Consider the following 21,527-nt stretch of genomic DNA (forward strand, 5'->3'; position numbering starts at 1 on the left):
CCTAAAAAATAATGCCACACATCTTGTCTATAGTAGAGTAAACCATGTCTCAGCCCGTTAATATCTTAAATCAAACTTACGCCCGCACGGGTCAAAGCAAGACACATAATTCGATGGGTATGCGTGAAATGCAGGCACGTGCGTTCGAGAAGCGTAATAGCCAATATTTGCTTATCAAGTCGCCACCTGCCTCTGGTAAATCACGCGCCATGATGTTTTTGGCCTTAGACAAGCTTATCAACCAAGGGATAAAAAAGGTCATCATTGCCGTGCCAGAGATGAGTATTGGTAAATCCTTTAAATCAACAGCGCTTAGTGACTTTGGTTTCTTTGCCGATTGGGAGGTGGCTGATCGCTATAACTTATGTTTAAGTCTCGCTCAAAGTGATACTCGCAAAACTGCTATCTTCTCAGAGTTTATCACTTCAGACGTCAATGATAATTCTCTTCCCCAAGTCCTAGTCTGTACTCATCACAGTTTTAGATATGGCTTTGATAAGATTATCGAAGATGGCGGCAGTATTGAGCTATTTAACGATGTACTTATCGGTATTGATGAATTCCATCATGTATCAGCAGATGACTCTAACCGCTTGGGAGCCATACTCGATAGCATTATGACGCAGACTAGCGCGCATATTGTGGCAATGACGGGTTCTTATTTCCGTGGTGACTCAGTGCCTATCTTGTCAGATAGCGATGAAGAAAGGTTCGATAAGGTGACTTACACCTATTACGAACAGTTGAATGGTTATGAGCACCTAAAATCATTAGGACTCGGCTATCACTTTTATAAAAAGTCATTCTTTGATGCTTTAAACGAGTGCTTAGATACCAGTAAAAAGACCATCATTCACATTCCTAACGTCAATAGCTTAACCGCTGAGACAGACAAGTATGAGACTGTTGGTCGCATCATAGATATTATCGGTGAAAGTGAATCTCGTGATGAGAATACTGGTGTCATCACAGTACGAACACACGATGGCAGACGCTTACTACTCGCAGACCTAGTCACTGATGACGCCATAAGAGTGAATACACAGGCTTACTTAGCGGATATTACCTCTCGCGAGCAGATGGACATCATCGTAGCTCTTGGGATGGCAAAAGAAGGCTTTGACTGGGAATATTGTGAACACGTATTAACCATTGGTTATCGCGGTTCTCTGACCGAGGTAGTGCAGATTATTGGACGCTCAACACGCGATAGCGCAGGCAAACACCATGCCCAATTTACCAACCTAATCGCTGAACCAGAAGCGGATAAGTCTGAGGTGACAAGCTCTGTTAATGACTTACTAAAAGCCATTACCTTGTCGCTGCTTATGGAGCAAGTGCTTAAACCTAATATCAACTTTAAACGTCGTAGTGAGATAGACATATTAAGCACGTTAGACTTGCCGGCAGGTACCATTATTATTGATGATACTATCAATCCTCCCTCTGATCGGGTGATGAATATACTTAACCAAGACCGTGAAGAGATATTGGCTCAGCTATGCCAGAACGCAGATCATATTAAAAAGTATATCGCCGCCGAAACCAATAACGTCGAGACCGAGGCTGTATCGGATACCGTCATCCCAAGTATTATTCGTAGCAAATACCCGACATTAGATGCCAATGAAGTACGGCAAGTACAAGAAGGCGTCATGCAATATATGGCCATTAACCGCCAAGGTGGCGTGGTTGAAGGTAAGGATATCCCTGAAGATGCGATCATCGAAAATGAGCGCTGTTTCATTAAGCAAGGCACAGAGTATGTAGATATCGCTACTCTAAATGCTGAACGAAAAAGTCAGCTCAATGAAAACGACATTATTAAAGAGCGCCACCTGCCAGCTAACGCAAAAATATATAACCCTAAAACCAAATCAAGCAGCAGCAATGACTCAAATCCTAGCAACGGCTTTGTGAAGGTTGGCAGTAAGTTTGTCAATGTGAACAACCTTCCCATCGATCTCGTGAAATCGGTCAACCCCTTTCATGATGCGTATGAAGTCCTCTCCAGAACCGTCGATAAAGAAGTGCTACAAACCATTAACGATGTCGTGCATGCCAGCCGCTCTACCGTCACTGAGGCAGAAGCGGTACTAATGTGGCCAAAGATAGTTGCGTTCATAAAAAATAAAGGTCGTCAGCCTAATAGAAATTCAGAAGACGCTATCGAGCGGCGCATGACTGAAGTTATCTCCTATGTCAGAAACCAAAAAGCTAAGCGAGAAGCCAATAGTCATGATTAAACTCGATGAAATCTATCAAAGTCGTGAGTACAAGACACTAGACGATATTTTTTTAAATGACAGTACTGGTCTACTAGACGATATAAAGCCTGCTACCAAAAGCTCGGCAAATAACAGCGTTTTAGCGCAGCAGTTTGACAGTATTAACGTTTTTATCGATCAACAGGGGCGCGTGCCTAGTAGCAGTGCTAGCGATATTAATGAAAAGATAAATGCTCGCCTCTTAGCTACCATACAAACCAACCACGCAAACTCGCAAGAATTGCTAGCTTTAGATAAGCATGGTTTATTGGCTACGCAAAGTACTACTTCTACCCTATCTGACGACAAACCGACTCTCTCAGATATAAGCGTGAGTAATAAAGATGATGGTTCTGAAAAGGCAGTCAGCGCTAGCACTAAAGAAGCTGAGCAGGTAACCGTGGCTGTTAGCGAGCCACCTGTTATTTACAGTCTAGATGATATTTTCAACAGTGATGACCTAGGGATTTTTGACAACATCCATTCTGAAATCTTAGTCAGTGATAGTCAGCTCAATTCTCGCAATACTTATGACCAGTACGATGATGAAGAAATAGCAACTCGTTTTGAATGTAAGGACTTTTATAAGTTTGAGGCAACCTTTGAGCGTATATCTCAAGCCATTCAAACGGGGGCTTTTACTAAAACTAACTTTTCATCAGTGAAAGATATCAACATTGGCAGCGTCTTCGTCTTAAACGGGATTTTGTGTTATGTAGCGGATATATACCAAGCAGAGAATCGAAAGAATGAGCGTAACCAGCAACGACTTCGTCTGGTATTTGCTAATGGTACTGAGTCTAATATGCTCATCCGCTCATTGGCTACCGCTCAATATAAATACGAAAACAGCTACCAGTTATTAATCACTGATCCTGACTGGATGGATGATGAGCTCGCCAAAAACTTTGGGGACGAGCGACAACTTACCGGTGTCATCTATGTTGCTAAGCTGACTGAGACCCCAAATGACTTAGCGCACTATAAACATCTGCACAAAATTGGCTTCTCAACCCTTACAGGAGAAGCGCGTACTAAACACTCGATTAGGGATACTGCTTTCTTGCAACAGCCCGTAGATATCATAGCTGAATGGCAAGTCTATGATGCCAATGCTCGTAGTGTGGAAAGTGTCTTGCATGCCTTCTTCTATGATCAAAGAGTCAAGGTATCTTCAAAAGCAGCAGATAATAATCTTTACAAGGCTACAGAGTGGTTCAATGTTCCCCTTGATGAGATTGAAAAAGCCATTAACTTAGTTATCGCTGGGGACATTAAAGACTATCGAATGGATAGTGCAGCTGGCAAGGTGGTTTTGAAGTAATGAGCGCTTGCAGCATTAACTTATATCCATATGTTTAAAAGTTATCAGATGTGATTACCTATAATATTACGGGTCTATAAATAGCATTTATAGACATACTGATTATCAACCACAATATGAAAATACTATGGTGATAATTCATCTAAGCCTGTTTATATAAAGCTAGCATTACAACTTGCTAATCATAATATTTGTCAGGTGGTTTTGTAAAAGTCGGGGTTTGATAATAATAAAAATAGACTGACAAGCATATTTGTCATATTAAATAAATTTGGGGTTAATTTTCTCTATCCGATAAGGAATCTAGTGTGAGTTTTCAAGGTCTATCTGCTAAGTATCGGCGCTTATATCAAGAGCATGCAGGATGGCGACTGATGCGAGCAGACAATGCACCGCACATAATGGCGTTTATCTCTGATCTATTCAGTGAACATAGCGAAGTGCCCTATAACCGAGCTAAATTACTATTAGAGGCGCAAATTGAACACAGTCGTAATCTTGGTATTTGGGAAACCCAAACCAACGCTACTGCTTATCTTAATCAATGGATAGCTCAGGGCTGGCTTCGTGAACTTGATGATCTATTGACCAAAACTGATGCAACAGAAATGGTGATACGCTTTTGTCGTGGGCTAGAAGAACGTAGTATTGGTGTCAGTGCCTCGCACTTGCGTATCGTACAAGAAGCTGTTCGTGATTTTGTGGTTGTTACCAATGAAGATACTGATAGTCGAGTTAAGTTACTTGAAGAGAAAAAAGCAGCCATTCAGCGTCAAATAGACGATTTGCAGGCAGGTGTGGTACATACGTTGAGCGACAATGAACAGCGTGAATATATCCGTGAAATATACCAGCTTGCTTCACAACTCACCGGTGATTTTAGGTTATTAGAAGAACAAATACGTAAACTTGATAAAGACATTCGCATACAGATGATCGACGACGCTACTTCAAGAGGCAATCTGCTAAATGAAGTTATGAAACAAGAAAATGTGTTATCAGAGACCGAAGCTGGCAGTGCTTTTGAAGGGTTTTTTCAACTATTATGTGATTATAACCGTGTCACAGAGTTTCGTGAGCAATTGCAGTATGTCTTACAAACACCAGCAGCAAAGCATTTAAGCTTACATCAACGTCAGTTTTTAGCGGATTTGATAGCAGAGCTGAGCCGTGAGAGCGAAAGAGTACTTCGCATTCGCAGACGTACCGAACAAGAATTAAGAGCCTATATTGAAAGCGGCGCAATGAGCGAAAACCGTACCGTAGGCAAACTCATCAACAAGCTTGAGCAGTTGGCGGTAACCTTACGTAATGAAGAGTGCAACTTAAAATCAAACACCTCATCGTCATTGTCTGTGGGTAAGATTGAGTTGTCATCTCCAGACTCAATCAGACTAAAACAACCCGATGAGCGGCTACAAATGGGCCTCACAACACCTCATATTAATAGCCGTGAGCCAAGCGTCAAGATGCTTGCGAGTCTAAACTCAGTTAAAGTGCAAGAAGTGGCCATAAAAGTAAAGTCTATGCTCATGCAGAACAGTCCGCAAACCATTTCTCAGCTTATTCATCAACTACCCATTAGTGAAGGGCTTGAAGAATTGGTTGCTTATATTCGTATTGCCCGCGCCGTAAAAGCTACTGAGCTTGCATCAATGGAGGAAGTTATCATTAATGACAATCAAGGCAATATGTTACGTGCCAGCATACCAACAATGCTACTAACGCCTTCTTTATTCCCTGAAAATATTGAAGATTTATCGCTGTAACCATACCTTTTAATAAGGCTAGTTATAAAATACTAATGACGACATACTGAATATAGAGGATTAGAATGAGTGTATCCAATCATTTTTTTGACATGGTCATTGGTACCAACAGTGACACTGCCGTTAGTAGTAATCATGATAAGGAATCTACATCAACGAATGAAAACGAAAATATTAGTCCTGATGGCGGAAGTGTTAACGATGAGTCTGCGATTAAAAATACTATGCTAGACCCTATGCCTGGCGATGCCAGTCGCGTCTTAGTACATATTATGCGCCATGGGGTTATTTTTCATGCGCAAAAACCTAATTTATATCATTCATTATGCCGATATCAGTCGATGATTCAGCGCCATTTGTCTGAGGTCTACTTAACCTTAGTTTTAGATGAGCGGCAAGGTATTGCTTTTATTGCTCGTTCTGATAGTGAGACTTCAGGTAGCAGCCAAGATAGCTTTGATTCAGCAAGTACAAGCGGCCCTAAAGACCTGTTAGCAGATGAGCTTATAGATAGTACTGATGATCACACTCATTCGCTGATTAGCAAACGCACACTAACCTTATATGACACCTTGATATTATTAATGTTGCGAAAATATTATCAAGAGCGCGAAACCAGTGGCGAACAAAAAATCATCATCGACATTGAACGCCTGTCATCGCTACTTACCCCTTTTTTACCATTAACTGATCATACCAGCCGAGATCTCAAAAAACTGAGCGCGCGACTCAAAGAGCTTAGCCGTCGCCATTTATTAAGTAGCATTCGCGGCACTGATGATCGTTACGAGATAACGCCTTTGATTCGTTATGTGGTCAGTGCTGATTTTTTAGAGAGTATGCTCGATGAATATCTGCGCTTGGCACAAGGTACAACAAATACAGAATTAGAGTCACCTACTTTTGAAAATGACGATTTCGAAGATAAAAAATATTCTCAAGATGACTCCTTAAACAATCAATCTGTTAACAAAATGAAATCCAAAAAAACCTCCAACAATCAATTTATAGACAATCAGTCCGATTTATTTGGCGAATGAGGATAAATATAATGCAACAATCACCAAATGACGCGACTCTGAATATCACGCCACTTAGCCAAATACGTTTAGCTAAACTTTCTGTATTTAATTGGGGATCATTCAATGGATTACATACAGCCAATATTGACATGGAAGGAACCCTTATCACAGGAGATAATGGCTCAGGTAAATCCACCTTAATTGATGGATTAATGGCACTGCTCATGCCTGCTGGTAGAGCGGCTTTTAATGTCGCAGCAGCGCAAAATGATAAAAGTGACCGCTCACTAATCAGCTACATGCGCGGCAGTTTTGGCTCAGCGCATGATGGTATCAACACTAAGGTAAAAAGTAAGCGCGATAAAGGCGTCATTACGGGACTATCTGCTGAATACCTCAGTGACGATGGTCAGAAAATGACTTTATTGGCCCTATTTTGGACAACGGTCGCTAGTAACTCGTTAAGTGATGTGAAACGACTTTATGTCGTAGCACAAAAACAGTTGCCATTGGCAGAGGTGTTAGATCAGTTTGCTCAAGGCAATGTCCGTAAATTAAAACAATGGTTAAGTATGCAGCCAGAGGTAACTTGCTGTGATGATAATTTTAGCGACTATCAAGAGCTGTACCGACGCATGCTCTATATGGACAACCCAAATGCGCCGGCCCTACTCTCACGAGCGCTGGGTCTAAAAAAGATTGATGATTTAACTGAGCTGATTCGTACGTTGGTACTTGAGCCAAGTGGCATTCGTGACGACGCCAAAGAGATTGTGAAAGAATTTGGTGATTTGGTTGCCATTCACACTCGCCTGCAGGATGCCAAAGAACAAGTTACCCACCTTGAACGCTTACCAAAGCTTGCTGATGATATTGCAAAAACGCAATTGATTATTGACGACACTACTAAGCAAAAACAAGCATTACCGATCTATTTTGCTCAGTGCTACGCCAAACTGTATCAACAAAAGCAACAGCAGTTGTCACAACAACTAGAACAGTTAGAGCGCGAGCTTTCACAAATTGAACAACAAGAGCGTGATACCACTGACACAGTAAATCGCTGCCGTGATGAATATATGAACCTCGGCGGCAACCGTATTGACAGTCTAAAAAAAGACATTCAAGCCACTAAAGATACCTTAAACCGCACCAACGCCACCGCCTCTCGTTACCAAACACTATGCCGTAACCTAAATATTAAAACCACTTTAGATGAGCAGACCTTTCACAGCAATATTACTCAAGCTAATGGCGTACAAGAACATCTCGCTAAGCAAGAAGCAGACCGTGAACGTGAATTTGGTGACTGTGCCATTGCTTTAAATGAAACTGAAGAACACCATCGAGAGCTATCACAGGAAATTGAAGCGCTTAAGAGCCAACCCAACTCTAATATTCCACCTAAGTTTAATCAACTAAAAGACGCTATTTCCCGTAGCTTAGACATTGATCCTAATACACTCATGTATACCGGTGAATTGGTCGATATAGAAGAAGACGAACAAAGCTGGCAAGGCGCTATCGAGCGAGCGCTTGGAGGACTAAAAACCACATTACTTGTGCCAGAAGAGTACTACTCGCTTATTACTAAATGGCTCAATAGTCAGCACACAGGGTTACATGTACGTGTACAAGTGGTATTAGATAACCATGATACTAACAGCCATAATGAATTTAAAGCTGAAGGTTTTTTGCGTAAGCTAAAATGGCGCACTCACCCTTATTGTGACTGGCTCAAAGCATTTTTATCTCGTTATGATTTACTGTGTGTGGCCAACACCGAACAGCTCGACCGCACTACTTTTTCAATGACTCAGCAAGGATTGATTCATAAACACAAAGGACATTTTGATAAAAAAGACTTACAAAGTATTGATGATAGACGTCACTGGCAACTGGGCTTTAGCAACAAAAATAAGCTAGCTTTGCTGCAAATAGAAATAGAGCAGCTCAAAACAAAGCTGCAAGAAGATAGTAAGCACTGGAAAGATGCACGCGCAGCCATGCATAGTGTGAGCGAACAAATATCCTCATGGAAGAAGCTAGAGGAATTTGAATGGTCACAAATTAATGTACCGTATTGGCAACAAAAACTGGAATATGAGGAACATGAGCTGAGCGCTATTGAAAACGCCCAAGGCGATTTAAAGCAAGCGAAAATCCGCCTTGATAGTGCTAAAGAATCCTTGTCTAGAATTGCTCAAGATAAAAAAGAAAAGGTGCGCCAAAACGGTGCAAAAGAGCAAGAGCTATCATCTTTGCAAAAAGAACTTGATAGCTCTAAGAGATTGGCTGAATTAGGATTAGATGAGCAGGTAAAACAGCAGTTGACGGCTTTGATTGGTGATATTGAGCTTAACGACCTCAGCTATCAAACGAAAATAACCAATCAGTTTGAAGAAAAAATAGGCGAAAACCAAGGTAGGCTCAACAAATATACTAATGCAGCTATCGGCGTTATAAGTAGCTATAAATCAAAACCACAATGGCAAGCTTATACGGTTGAATGGGAAACGGGGCTGAATGGTATGGATGACTATATCGCCCATTTGAACCAATTAAATAATGAGGGTTTACCTGAATTACTGGATGAATTTAAAAAACGCTTAAACAAACATGCCACTCAATCGCTGGCACGTCTAAGCAACCATTTATCCATGGTGCATGATGACATTCGTCGGCGTATTGGACATATCAATGAGGTGTTAAAGAAAACTGAGTTTAGGCAAGACTCTCATCTTAAGCTCAGTTTAAAACGTGAAAACTTCTTGCATGTACAAACCTTCAACCAAAAACTCAATCAGGCTCTCTCTGCGGTGAACGACGATGACCACACAAGAAGGTTTTACCTGCTCAAAGAAGTCATTGACATATTGGATAAAGCTACTAGCTCAACTTCGAGTACCACCCTTGAAAGCTTACGTTTATTAGATCCTCGCTATCAGCTGGCATTTTTTGCTGAAGAAATTGATAACGATACACAAGAGGTCTTGGATGTGCTTAGCTCATCAAGTGGTAAATCGGGCGGCGAAAAAGAATCTTTTGCAGGTATGATTGTAGCAGCAAGTCTAGCTTATGTTTTAACACCTGATGGCTGTGATATGCCGATATATAGTACCGTGTTTTTGGATGAGGCTTTTTCTAATACTGCCGAACAAGTCAGCCGCCGTGTGCTAAAAGTATTCAAAAAGCTAAACATTCATGTCAACTTAATCACCCCATTTAAGAACCTAAATTTGGCACGTGAATCTGCCAAAAGCTTACTGATTGCTGAGCGTAACCAAGAACATCATGAAAGCCGCTTATGCGAAGTTACTTGGAAAGAGGTGGATGACATCCTGGCAAAGAATAAGCTTGACCAGTCCTCCCAAGACAACCAAGAAATTGCAGAATTAGGTATTGAGCTTTATGACTAAAGGGATGGTAACTATAGAAACACCAAATTGGGGTTTGATGCCTGCAGCAGTCATCACACAACTAAAAAAGCGTGAGTGGGACAATCTATCACGCCTTAAAGCCCGTTTAAAAAATGAAAGAGCCTTCCCTATTGTCATAAGCCTAAAGCCTCCCAAAACAGGTAATGAATTACTCAACCATACACTGCATTTCCACGAGTTTGTGCAAGCGTGGCGCAATTTTGCTTTCGACGATATGGTGCAATGGCAGAATAGTAGCTTTCGGCATTTTTCTGAACAGACCATTCCTATCACTTTGATCATTCCTAATATTCAAGTAATGTCTGAAATATTAGGCGCATCGGCACGCCAGCAGCTTAAAGACTGGCAAAAAAAACTAAGCTACCTTCATACCGAAATGTCTAAAGGCATGATAATGTCATCTGCTAGCAGTACAGATAAGATTGCAGATAGCTGGCAAGAGACTTTATTTTTCGCTCTCATTGAGATGTTAGAGGTTATTGATAACTTAAGTGCTGATGATCTAAAATTACTGGTTGCGCTTATACCGCAATTAAAAAAAGGAATGGGTACTGGGCTATACTTGCGTGCATTGCCAGTATATTACGTTGATACCAAATTTATCGAAAGCTATCACAAACTTATCGAAACCATACTGGAAGCCTTTTATTCTGGGCAAGTCAAAGAACAAGGCTTAGCTTCTTGGCTCGGATGTTTGGATAAGCCTAAAGGCTGGTTAATGGTACGACCTTTGTGCCCTGATACAAAATATGCTTTATCTGGCTTGCCTATTTTAAGATTACCGATAGATGTTCTACATAGCCAAGCGCTGCCTGCTAAACATATTTTAGTCGTAGAAAATGAGCAATCTTGCTTGGCGCTCCCAGAAACAGAAAATACTATTGCAGTTGCAGGTGGTGGTAAAAATATTAATTGGATGGATGCTGGCTGGTTACAACCAAAAGAAAGTGGCGTACTGGGGCGATATTGACTCTGAGGGTTTGATGATATTAAGCCGGGCTAGAAAACATTGTCCAAAGTTGACCGCTATCATGATGGACGACCAAACGATAAAACAGTTTATCAATCGTATGGTAGATGAGCCGGACTCTATAAATCATGAGCCAACACACTTAACTCATGACGAGTTAACATTATTTACAGAATTGCGCCAAGGAATATATGGCTTTAAAAGGTTAGAGCAAGAAAGACTGCCAAGTGAATATATTAAGCAAGCAATAGACAAGTGGCTCAATAGGCCTATCCCATATTCTTTGTAACTGCCATTCATTAAAAGTACTAAAAGGGTTTATAACAGTTTATTCTTTAAAATTTGATTCTTTTATCTATAAATATAGTCAATTATTTTCAAAAACAAAACGCGATTATAAGTAAAAACTATGATATTTACCTATAATCGCATTTCATGGCGATTTATTTTCGTTGTTACTTATAGTTATTTAGTTTTGAGCGTTGTATTGTCGAATGACATTAACAAAGATATAGAGCTAACTATGCATATTAAAAGAAAAAAGTGGACAGAGTACACGAGTGATGAACTAGCGTTCATGAGAGAAGCTGTTGCGAACGCTTCTGCTGATACTCCATTCTCACCTGAGTACGCCGGCGCGTATCTGAACAAATCCCCCAGTACGTTACAGTACATGCGCTGCCATAAGTCTGATGCCATAACATACAGTAAAATTGGCGGCCACATTGTATATCGGCGCAAAAACCTGGATACTTATCTGGATAGCTGTGAGAAAAAATTCACATCCAACCTTTAATTAATGACTATAAATAATCTCTAACTTGTCCATCAACAAGCTACTTTTTTATTAGCTTATTGATGGACAAGTTAGAGATTAAAAGACTTCACTATAGCATTCGTACATTTTTTTGATTGCAGTTGCCATGAGCTATGCCTAAGAAAACAGATATAAAGTTTCTTCGACATAGCTCATGTTTTCTTAAGATAAAATTAACAATAGTGGAATTTGAATTCTCCATATAAAAAAGACGCTAGACTTAATGTTTAGCGTCATTTTTTATGTCATCAAACTTATTGTGATAATAAATTGAAGCAATTACATATCAAAAATCTTACCACGGTTCATAATATTATTGGGATCAAATACTTTTTTCACTGCGCGTAAATACTCAATCTCAGTCTCGCTACGGCTATAATTCAGATACGGCTTTTTGGTCATACCAACGCCATGTTCTGCAGAGACCGAACCGCCGTATTTTTGTACCGTTTCAAACACGTATTTATTGACGATTTGACACTCGCTAAAGAAATCATCTTTGCTCATGTTTGCAGGCTTTAAGATATTCAGATGCAAGTTACCATCACCGATATGACCGAACCAACAGACCTCAAAGTCAGGGTAGTTGCTACTGACGATATGATCAATCTCGGCGATAAATTCAGGCACATAGCTGATAAGTACCGAGACGTCATTCTTATAAGGGGTAAATACTGAGATGGTTTCAGAGATATACTCGCGCAGCTTCCACAGCTCTTCAGCTTGCGCCAGACTCTGACTCATCACCCCATCGACGACCCAACCTTGCTCCATGCACTCCTCAAAGATAGCCATGGCTTTGTCCATGATCGGCTCATACGGCGCCTCAAACTCTAGCAGGGTATAAAACTTGGTGCGCGATTCAAACGGCTCTTGTACTTGACCGTGCGCCATCAGCTTATCAATCGCCACATCGTCAAAGAACTCAAACGCGGTCAAATCAATTTTCGCTTGAAAAGCCGATAGCACATTCATGACATCATTAAAGTTGTCCATGCCTAAGACCATGACGTTTAAGTCTTGCGGCTGACGCTCAAGCTTGATTTGTGCATGAGTGACTAGACCAAGCGTACCTTCGCTACCGATAAATAATTGGCGTAAATCATAACCAGTCGCGTTTTTCACCATACCGCGATTGAGCTGCAAGATATCGCCTTTTCCCGTGACAACCGTTAAGCCCATAATCCATTGACGGGTCATGCCATAACGAATCACTTTGATACCGCCAGCGTTGGTGCCGATATTACCGCCAATTTGACTGGAACCCGCTGAAGCAAAGTCGACGGGATAGTAAAGCTCTTTTGATTCGGCGAATTGTTGCAGCTGCTCAGTGACCACGCCGGCTTCAATCTCAACCATGCGGTCAGCAGGACCCCCTATGGCAGGATAGTTGTCACCCCTAAAGAATAATCCAAATGGGGGCAACAAGGACACAACATGCCACGTTATAGTGAAGAACGTAAACAAACTATACTCAGTAAACTGCTACCCCCACTGAGTCTAACTATTGCCGAAGTTTCAAGAGATGAAGGCATCGGACTACAGACCCTGTATAATTGGCGTGCCCAAGCTAGAGAACAAGGTCACCCTATGCCATCAAACCACAAAACCCCCGATGACTGGTCAAGCGAGACCAAACTTGCCACCGTCATAGAGACCAGCACCCTAAGCGAAGCTGAGCTTAGTGAATACTGCCGCAGCAAAGGCCTCTATGCCGAACAAATCAAAGCTTGGCGCATGGACGCCCTCAAAGGCTTTAGTAGCAGCAAACAACAAAGCCTTAAAGACAAGCGTCAACAACAAACCGATCGCAAACAGATCAAGCAGCTAGAGCGTGAGCTTTCTCGAAAGGAGAAAGCCTTAGCTGAAACCGCCGCCTTGCTGGTACTGCGAAAAAAGCTGGATGCGTTTTGGGAGGAGCGCGAGGACGACTGACCTCGCTTCCAGAGCGCAAACAATACATCGCATGGATACAAGAAGCCAATCAATCAGGTGCCAGAGTGACTCTTGCCTGTATTGAGGTGGGCATCAGCATACGCACCTATCGGCGTTGGTACCGTGCTGGTCACCTCACGCACGATAAACGGCCTGACGCCGTGCGATTAGCACCCAAGAACAAACTGACAGAGGCGGAACAAGCTGCCATTATTGCCGTATGCAATCAGCCCCGCTTTGCCAGTTTGCCGCCCACCCAGATCGTACCGACTCTGCTGGATGAGGGGGTATACTACGCCTCTGAATCCACCTTTTACCGAGTGCTTAAAGAGCATGAACAACTGGCTCATCGAGGTCGTGCTCTGGCCCCTCGAGTATCTAAAGCCCCAACAACCTTCACCGCGAATGGCCCCTGCCAAGTGTTCTGCTGGGACATCACCTATTTGCCAAGTCCAGTACGGGGGCAGTTCTATTATTTGTATATGATTGAAGATGTCTATAGCCGTAAGATTGTTGGCTGGGAGGTTTATGACCACGAGTCAGGTGTACTGGCAGCCCAGCTACTTGAGCGTACCTTAATCAGTGAGAATGCGCTGCACACCGGTGTGGTACTACATTCAGACAATGGGGCACCGATGAAAGCACAAACCATGCGCATGAAAGCGTATGAGCTTGGGGTACTCACGTCATACAGCAGACCGCGGGTCAGTAATGATAATCCTTTTGCAGAGTCGCTATTTAAAACCTGCAAGTATCGCCCTAATTGGCCCACCGAAGGCTTTAAAAGCGTTGAGGCGGCAAGAGCATGGGTGCTGACATTCACACGTTGGTACAATAATGAGCACAAGCACAGTCAGCTTAACTTTGTGACACCGCATCAGCGTCATACGGGTGAGGATAAGGTGATACTAGCCAAACGTCATGAGACGATGCAGCGTGCTAAAGCTGAAAATCCCATACGCTGGGGTAGTCAAGAGGTAAGGAACTGTAAGCCTGTGGGTCCGACAACACTAAATCCTGTAAAAGAGCAACAACAGCAAAGATTAAAAGCCGCTTAATTCGGCTTATGGTGACAACTACCTTGAAAAACTCCGAGGATAAAACTGTCCAATATGATTCATCTTATCCATACTAACGACAATCTCACCATTGGCAGCGACGGCACCCGCAGACAGACCGGTACGACCGCCACTTGGCGTTAAGACAACATTGTGCTCATTGGCAAGGAGGACAATCGCTTGCACTTGCTCGGTGGTCTTTGGAAAGATAATGGCAGCAGCGGCAGGCGCAAAGTGCTTGGTCCAGTCTTTGCCCCAATGCTCGAGGCTCTCAGGGTCGGTTTTGATTTGGCTGGGGTCGAAATGATGGACATCAATGAGAATTCTCAGAAGTTTATTCACTAAAAACACTTCCTAATATAATGAATTAGATTTATGAAGCTATTACTAGATTAATAAAACTAATCTAGTAATAGTAAATTATATGTACCAGTATTTATATAGAAGATTTTAATCTACATAAGCATTCGTGAAGGCTTTTAGCTTGTTGATCAGCATACAAAGCTAATTCATCATACACATGTACTCCGAGTGCTTTTTCAAATTCGTTTTGATTTGAATTACCTTCATAACTGCTTTGTTTATCATCGTGAAGATTAGACTGAAAAATTCCTGCAGCGCTTACTGGTAAAAAGTCCTCATAAACGATGGGCTCAAGACGAACAATACCTTGCTCAATCAATTGAGTCATAGTTTTCTTTGAGATAGAGTCACCCGAATAACTCTCTTCTAAAGAATTTAGATTTAACTCATAAGCAGCGCTACTTGGATATGGAGAATCATTGACCGCTTGATAGTAAAAGTAGGCTAGTCCTTCATCATGTAGTGTTCGATAGTCATCGGGAAAGGCTTTAAATACACTCTCTAAAATTTGATAATACTGTAAAGCATTGCTTTCGTTCGGAGTTACGCCTAATTGGCTGCGTGCTTGACTAAGCAGCTGGTCATATAGCGCTCTACCCTTTGGCGTTAATGCCACACCGCGCTGCTCAATCTCACCAAATCGTGCAGTATGATGACCCTCTTCATACTCGCCATTTGGATTTTTAAAACTAACCGTTTCTTCTAGCGCTTTAAAACTTGTCTGTCTTAATAAAATTGGACAATCCCGTTTTGGTGGCCCTTCAATAATTGCTTTTGGCGGAATACCTTTTGCCTGCATACCTTGCTGTACAGTATCTATATCCAGCGTTCTAGGGGTCAAATGATTAATATGCGGGCCTTTAAAGCCAACTACGTCAGCAATAAGGCCATGTTGCTCTAATAAGCGTTGATATAGCTCTTTTGACACCGGCGTTTTATCATGCCAGCGAAAGGTCTCTAAAGCCTCTGTTACAAACTGCTCACCTTCCTCTGACGTTAAACCGCCCTGCTCTTCAAAGCGTTCAATAAGTCTAATAACATTAGCGGTAAATATTTGACGATTAGCTAATGCCGCTATGGCTTCTTTTTTTAATACTTCATCACCAATTAAATCTAAACGCAATAAAGAGGTGAAAACTCGAAATGGGCTTTGATTTAAGTCTTGTGCATCAATGGCCCGAAAAGCAGTAGAGTGAACTGGCACACCAGCGGGTGCTAAATCATAATAGCCAACAGGATACATACCCATGACGGCAAAGAGACGACGCATCATGTGGAGCTCAGCCGCTGTCCCCAATCTAATCGCTCCGTGACGCTCCATACTGATTCTATCAATCTCTCCAGTGTGCTCTAACTGCTCCTTAATCTCTGGATGTTGGGTTAGCATCTCCGTATTTACTTCAGCGACTAAATCGAGCAAATCGCCATACAATGGGACTTCGGATTGATACATGGCTGACATCGCCATTGAAAACTCATGGCGAATAGCATTGCTACCCTTTAACTTATTACTTTCCATAACATTTTTATTATTGTTCATAAATATTTATCCTTTTTAAATATTAAATACAGATATAAACTGCGGCGGCAACAACCATTAGGAGTGCAAATTAGACAGCAGGGCTTTCATCAGGAATAGCGCCGAGCACCTTCTTTAAGATATCGAGGCCGGCTTGTAGGGTTTCAGGCTCGATCGTCAGTGGCGGTAACAGACGAATAATATGTCGATGTTTACCACTAGGCATGAGCAATAGGCCCTGCTCACGCGCTTGGTTTAAAACGCGCGCCATTATACTCGGATGAGTGCCATATTCAGAATGACGAAGCTCAATACCACGCATAGCACCAATACCAGTGAGGCCATATAGCCAAGGAGAGACGCCTTCCTCTTGCCACTGAGCAATGGTATTCTCAATCGTTTGTGTATATTTATCAGCAGATTCCCATATCTTGTCCTCTTGCATGATATCTATAGTCGCATTTGCTGCTGCACATGCGACCGGATTACCTGAATAAGTACCTCCTAAGCTACCTTTAGGTAAGCCATTCATCACACTAGCTTTACCTATTACAGCACCTAAAGGCAATCCTCCTGCGATACTTTTACCTAGTAGTATCATATCCGGTTCGATTCCTAAGTGCGGAAATGCAAATGGTGACCCTGTACGACCATAGCCCGATTGAATTTCATCCATAATCAGCAAAATACCGTGGTCATCACAGAAAGCACGTAGATATTTAGCGAATGATGGCGACATTAATTGGAAACCACCTTCACCTTGTACGGGCTCTGCGATAATGGCGCCAATATTGTTGACATCCGTTTCTACTTCGAATAAACGGTTTAAAGCAACAATGGCCTGCTGATCACTAACTTCATTGTCTGGGCTGGGAAAAGGAATATGGTAGACACAACTCGCCAAAGGTCCCAGCCCGCGCTTATAGGGAGCAACCTTACCATTCAGATTAACAGCAGCAAGTGTACGTCCATGAAAGCCACCATCAAAAGCAATGACGCCGACACGATTGGTTTTGAGACGCGCAACTTTTATGGCATTTTCAGTGGCTTCTGCACCGCAGTTGGTGAGCATACCTGCAAGCTCACCACTAATAGGTATGATTTCACATAATCGCGGCATAAAGGTTTGATACGGTGTATGAGCGGCCGCATTATAGGCATAATGAATGAGGGATTGGGTTTGGTTAATAATGGCACTAACAATTTGAGGATGACAATGACCAAAATTTAAGACCCCTATACCACCCACAAAATCGATATAGCAGCGGTCATTAGTGTCCCAAACTTTTGCATTAACGCCTCTAGTCAAGGTCACTGGATGTACCATCGTAAAAGCATCTGTAACATTATGCATCTTATCCATGAGCTCTTTTCTCTTCCTTAAGTTAGATGCTCATTTCAACAAAATATTAGCTACTCAACAAACGAATAATAGTTGTACTTGCATTCCTTTTATTCATTACAACAACAATCTCATCCGGCAGTACTATTAAAAATAGCAGACCCTATTATTTATATATATTAACTTTGAAATATAGATCTCGATCAAAACTATATTTTTAGTTGAGTTAAAAAGTAATTAATTTTGATTTAAATATATGTTTGATAAAGTCTTAATTTAGGATTAACTCTATATAAGCAACAATAGTTAGAAAGTTCATCTCTATTCATTACTAGGCTCAATATAACTTTCGATATAATTTGAAAGCCACTCCAAAACCATCCTTACTTTGTATGAGTTACCTAAGGATAGCGGATATGTAACATAGTATGAGCCTCGACCTTGCATTACATAGTCAAATACCTTTACTAGATCTTTAGTTTGCAACTCAGATTCTATAAAATGAGATGGAACCAAAGCTATACCGTAGCCAGCTAAAGCTGCTGAAATACAGGCTTGAAAGGTATCAAAACGTGGCCCATCGATCGTTCCTTCAATATTAAGGTCCTGCTGTTTAAAGTATTCATACCATGCATTAGGCCTTGAGTTAAACTGTATGAAATTATAGTTATCTATATTTTTAAAGCACATATCTCGATTTTGAAAATATGTCGGATTACATACAGCAATGCTATACTCATCGAATAACTTAACACTCTCCATTCCGTCCCAAATTCCTGTACCGTATAAAAAGGCAATATCTACGTTTTGATCTTCTGAAAAAAACGGGCCTACCTGCTCTATTATCTCTAAATTAATTGAAGGGTGTTCTTCACCAAATCCCTTCAAAGCAGGTATCAACCAACGAGAAGATAATGTAGGATGCGAAACAATTCTAAGTAACTCACTATCATCATTGTGTGACAGTAAATTAGTGGTCGCTGCCTCAATATGTTTTAGGATATTTAATACTTCAATATAGTAAACTTTGCCGGCAGGTGTTAACGAAATTTGCCTTGATGTTCGATAGAACAAGGCTGTATTTAACATCTCTTCTAATTGAGTTACTTGTTTACTAACGGCACTCTGAGTCATATGCATTTCTTGAGCGGCATAGGTAAAACTAGAGTGCCTAGCAGCTGTTTCAAAGCATTGTAAAGCTTTAGTCGAAGGATAAGCTCTAAAACCTAAAGAACTACTCGTATCAGTTTTCATAATTTACTCTTACTCCAAAATATTAGCTATAACTATGTCCATAAAATCTATATCTTCATTGGTAAGAAAAAAAGGAATGCTTTCCATAATTTTATTCGCTTGTTCCAACAATTTAGGATGTTTAATATCTTTAAATCATATGTAGATGCTACTTTTAGGTATGCAAAACTTAACTGTAGAAACATTTAGCTAAAAAACATGAGTTATAAAAAAGTGGGCAATGGAGTTGCCTACAGTCACAGTACCCTCCTAGCTACACTAAAATTAATTTACATCAAAAAGGAGTGGACAATGGAATGTCTGCAATCACAATATTCTCTTGACCATCTCAATAAAATCGCTTTTGCAATATCTATTAAATATTGTAAATAATCGGAGATAGCAATGAGAAAAATCTGGCGTTGGTACATGAGTATGTCGTTCATGGTCAAAATGACCGGCGGCTTTTTAATCGGAATCTTGCTTGGAATTGTGCTTGGTGAACATAGTAGCTTTCTAGCGCCACTTGGTACCCTATTTTTAAACCTATTGAAAATGATCGTGATCCCGCTTGTAATATTTTCTTTGATGGTAGCGGTTAATCACTCAAACCCTAAAGAGTTAGGTCGTATAGGATTAAAAATATTTCCCTTCTACCTTTTTTCCACAGGTATTGCAGTAGTAATCGGCATCATCTTAGCTAAAGTCACAAACCCAGGGGCTGGTTTTTCTTTGCCTACAGAAGTTGTTATGGATACTCCTGTTCGCCCATCCTTTATAGATACAATACTGAATATGGTGCCGAGTAATATTTTTAATGCTCTTGTTCAAGGTAATATTCTAGCAGTAGTTTTTGTTTCTGTCATAGCTGGCTTAGCTATTTTGTTTATGCGCCACTCATTGGACAAAAAACAGCAAGAAATGGGCGAGTTCTTATTTAAACTCCTCGAAGCTTGTAATGAAGTCATATCTAAAATTCTTAATGGTATCTTAATATATGCCCCTATTGGAGTGTTAGGTATTACGGCTAATACATTTGGAACTCAAGGACTAGACACTGCTATCGCTCTTGGGAAGTTTATCGGCACTTCATACCTTGGAGTAATTATCCTGGTTGGAGTGGCGTTCCCAATAATGATGAAATTGTTTGGTATTAAAGTTATCCAGTTCTACAAGGATATTAAAGAAGCTGCTTTTACATCATTTGTTACTAGTAGTAGTATCGGTACTTTACCAGTTACTATTAAATGTGCAGAAAAGGCCGGTATTGGTGAACGAGTTGCAAAGCTCACATTGCCTATTGGCGCAACAGTAAATATGAATGGTACAGCAATACGGTTTGGTGTTGCAGTTATCTTTGCCGCAGAAATTATGGGGATGACTTTATCAACGCCAGAGTTGGCTACTATCGTTATAATCGGCACTATGGCAGCTATCGGTACTGCTGGCGTACCAGGGGCTGGATTGATTGGTATGTCTATCGTCTTTACACAAGCAGGCTTACCAATTGAGATTGTGGCACTGACGGCAGGTATTAATATCTTAGTAGATATGATCTTCACTTTTGGTAACGTTGTTGGAGATTTAGTTGGTGCCAAAATAGTTGATCAGACTGAGAAGTGGAAAGGAGATACTGTTGAGGAAAACCAAGTAATTGTCACTTCAAAAGCTGTAATGTAAGGAGCTAATTATAGTTTATTAGATTCTGATAAGTAAGATCAATGTAGGTTTATTAGCGCTACATATAACTCTCGGTGAAAGAAAAATATTCACTATCATATCAACTTATCAATCAACTTTGATTAACTTACTTTAATTATTAAGCTTAATTGATAATAGGCCTAATATACAAAAACCCTTACAGCTATTAGCTTGTAAGGGTTTTTATTGTCTAAAATTTAGTAAAGTATAACTATATAAAAATTATTTAATACTTTGTTATCTGAACCGCCCTGACTCTATAGGAAGCTTCTTTAATGGTTGGATTAAGCTTTGCATTTGCACTGAGACAGGAATGGCTTGGTCTATGTGTTTTTTATACCATGATCGCAGGGTTTCAGGTGAGCTGCCCATCTTTGACACTATGGCTTGGATAGCTACCCAAGTGGAAAATAGTTGTTTGCTACCTCAGTCAGCATGCGAACGGCGCGCTCTTTAATCTCGGAATTTTAGATTTTGGTTTTCATTGTTCTACTCTTTCAGAATATTTAATCTCAAGCGGTTTAGTCCAATTTTATTATGCTAATACTGGAAGTATGTAGCTTGATTTTTATCGTTAAGATACTTGATTAAAACCTCCCAAATCTATTCCTACATATTTGACAGCATAGCTTAACGGACCCCCTACCTTCAAACCCGTATAAACAAATTTTGGTTATGCAGCCTGACGATAGAAATCCATCCACATCTGTCTTCGTAATCTATAGCGCAATGGAATTAGTGAAAACTGAATTATTCCATACAGAGTG

General features: G+C 40.9%; 12 protein-coding genes and 2 pseudogenes. 9 read left to right on the forward strand and 5 right to left on the reverse strand.

Features of this window, described 5'->3' with window-relative positions; translation table 11 throughout:
- Positions 1–44 precede the first annotated feature (44 nt).
- The 7 genes from JMX03_RS08270 to JMX03_RS15145 all read left to right on the forward strand — a co-directional run bounded on the left by JMX03_RS08270 (position 45) and on the right by JMX03_RS15145 (position 11,081).
- Positions 45–2,246: a DEAD/DEAH box helicase gene (locus JMX03_RS08270; RefSeq protein ID WP_201596033.1), complete on the forward strand. Its 2,202-nt coding sequence runs from the start codon at positions 45–47 to the stop codon at positions 2,244–2,246.
- The gene (locus JMX03_RS08275; protein WP_201596035.1) at positions 2,200–3,591 is read left to right on the forward strand and encodes a GIY-YIG nuclease family protein; all 1,392 of its coding nucleotides are present in this window, start codon (positions 2,200–2,202) and stop codon (positions 3,589–3,591) included. Before JMX03_RS08270 ends, JMX03_RS08275 begins: the two co-directional genes overlap by 47 nt.
- 308 nt (positions 3,592–3,899) lie before the next feature.
- Complete coding sequence (locus JMX03_RS08280; protein ID WP_201596037.1) at positions 3,900–5,360, forward strand: DUF3375 domain-containing protein; 1,461 nt, start codon at positions 3,900–3,902, stop codon at positions 5,358–5,360.
- Between the two features lie 65 nt (positions 5,361–5,425).
- A complete protein-coding gene (locus tag JMX03_RS08285; RefSeq protein WP_201596039.1) occupies positions 5,426–6,400 on the forward strand; it encodes a DUF4194 domain-containing protein in 975 nt (324 codons plus the stop codon).
- An 11-nt stretch (positions 6,401–6,411) separates the two neighbouring features.
- The gene (locus JMX03_RS08290) at positions 6,412–9,801 is read left to right on the forward strand and encodes an ATP-binding protein (RefSeq protein WP_201596041.1); all 3,390 of its coding nucleotides are present in this window, start codon (positions 6,412–6,414) and stop codon (positions 9,799–9,801) included.
- A gap of 4 nt (positions 9,802–9,805) precedes the next feature.
- Complete coding sequence (locus JMX03_RS08295) at positions 9,806–10,792, forward strand: DUF3322 domain-containing protein (protein ID WP_201596043.1); 987 nt, start codon at positions 9,806–9,808, stop codon at positions 10,790–10,792.
- Positions 10,793–10,805: 13 nt separating this feature from the next.
- Complete coding sequence (locus tag JMX03_RS15145; RefSeq protein WP_265090463.1) at positions 10,806–11,081, forward strand: DUF2220 domain-containing protein; 276 nt, start codon at positions 10,806–10,808, stop codon at positions 11,079–11,081.
- Positions 11,082–11,888: 807 nt separating this feature from the next.
- Here the strand turns inward: JMX03_RS15145 and JMX03_RS08305 are convergent.
- Positions 11,889–12,980: pseudogene (locus JMX03_RS08305) on the reverse strand (FAD-binding oxidoreductase); the annotation flags it as partial.
- Positions 12,981–13,046: 66 nt separating this feature from the next.
- Between JMX03_RS08305 and JMX03_RS08310 the strand changes: the two are divergent.
- A protein-coding gene (locus tag JMX03_RS08310) for an IS3 family transposase (protein ID WP_201596047.1) occupies positions 13,047–14,602 on the forward strand; the annotation gives its coding sequence in 2 pieces (ribosomal slippage) (positions 13,047–13,512 and positions 13,512–14,602; 1,557 coding nt in all).
- Positions 14,603–14,638: 36 nt separating this feature from the next.
- Here JMX03_RS08310 and JMX03_RS08315 read toward each other — a convergent pair.
- The 4 genes and pseudogenes from JMX03_RS08315 to JMX03_RS08330 all read right to left on the reverse strand — a co-directional run.
- A pseudogene (locus tag JMX03_RS08315) lies at positions 14,639–14,953 on the reverse strand (FAD-binding oxidoreductase); the annotation flags it as partial.
- 85 nt (positions 14,954–15,038) lie between these two features.
- Entirely contained in the window at positions 15,039–16,505 is a 1,467-nt protein-coding gene (hglS, locus tag JMX03_RS08320; protein WP_227695499.1) for a 2-oxoadipate dioxygenase/decarboxylase HglS, read from the reverse strand.
- A 70-nt stretch (positions 16,506–16,575) separates the two neighbouring features.
- Entirely contained in the window at positions 16,576–17,847 is a 1,272-nt protein-coding gene (locus tag JMX03_RS08325) for a 2-aminoadipate transaminase (protein ID WP_201596049.1), read from the reverse strand.
- A 300-nt stretch (positions 17,848–18,147) separates the two neighbouring features.
- The gene (locus JMX03_RS08330; RefSeq protein WP_201596051.1) at positions 18,148–19,080 is read right to left on the reverse strand and encodes a LysR substrate-binding domain-containing protein; all 933 of its coding nucleotides are present in this window, start codon (positions 19,078–19,080) and stop codon (positions 18,148–18,150) included.
- Between the two features lie 384 nt (positions 19,081–19,464).
- Between JMX03_RS08330 and JMX03_RS08335 the strand changes: the two genes are divergently transcribed.
- Positions 19,465–20,739, forward strand: coding sequence for a dicarboxylate/amino acid:cation symporter (locus JMX03_RS08335; protein WP_201596053.1), 1,275 nt, complete (start codon positions 19,465–19,467; stop codon positions 20,737–20,739).
- Positions 20,740–21,527: the final 788 nt, after the last annotated feature.

Source organism: Psychrobacter fulvigenes (assembly GCF_904846155.1).
In the GTDB taxonomy this organism is placed as follows: domain Bacteria; phylum Pseudomonadota; class Gammaproteobacteria; order Pseudomonadales; family Moraxellaceae; genus Psychrobacter; species Psychrobacter fulvigenes.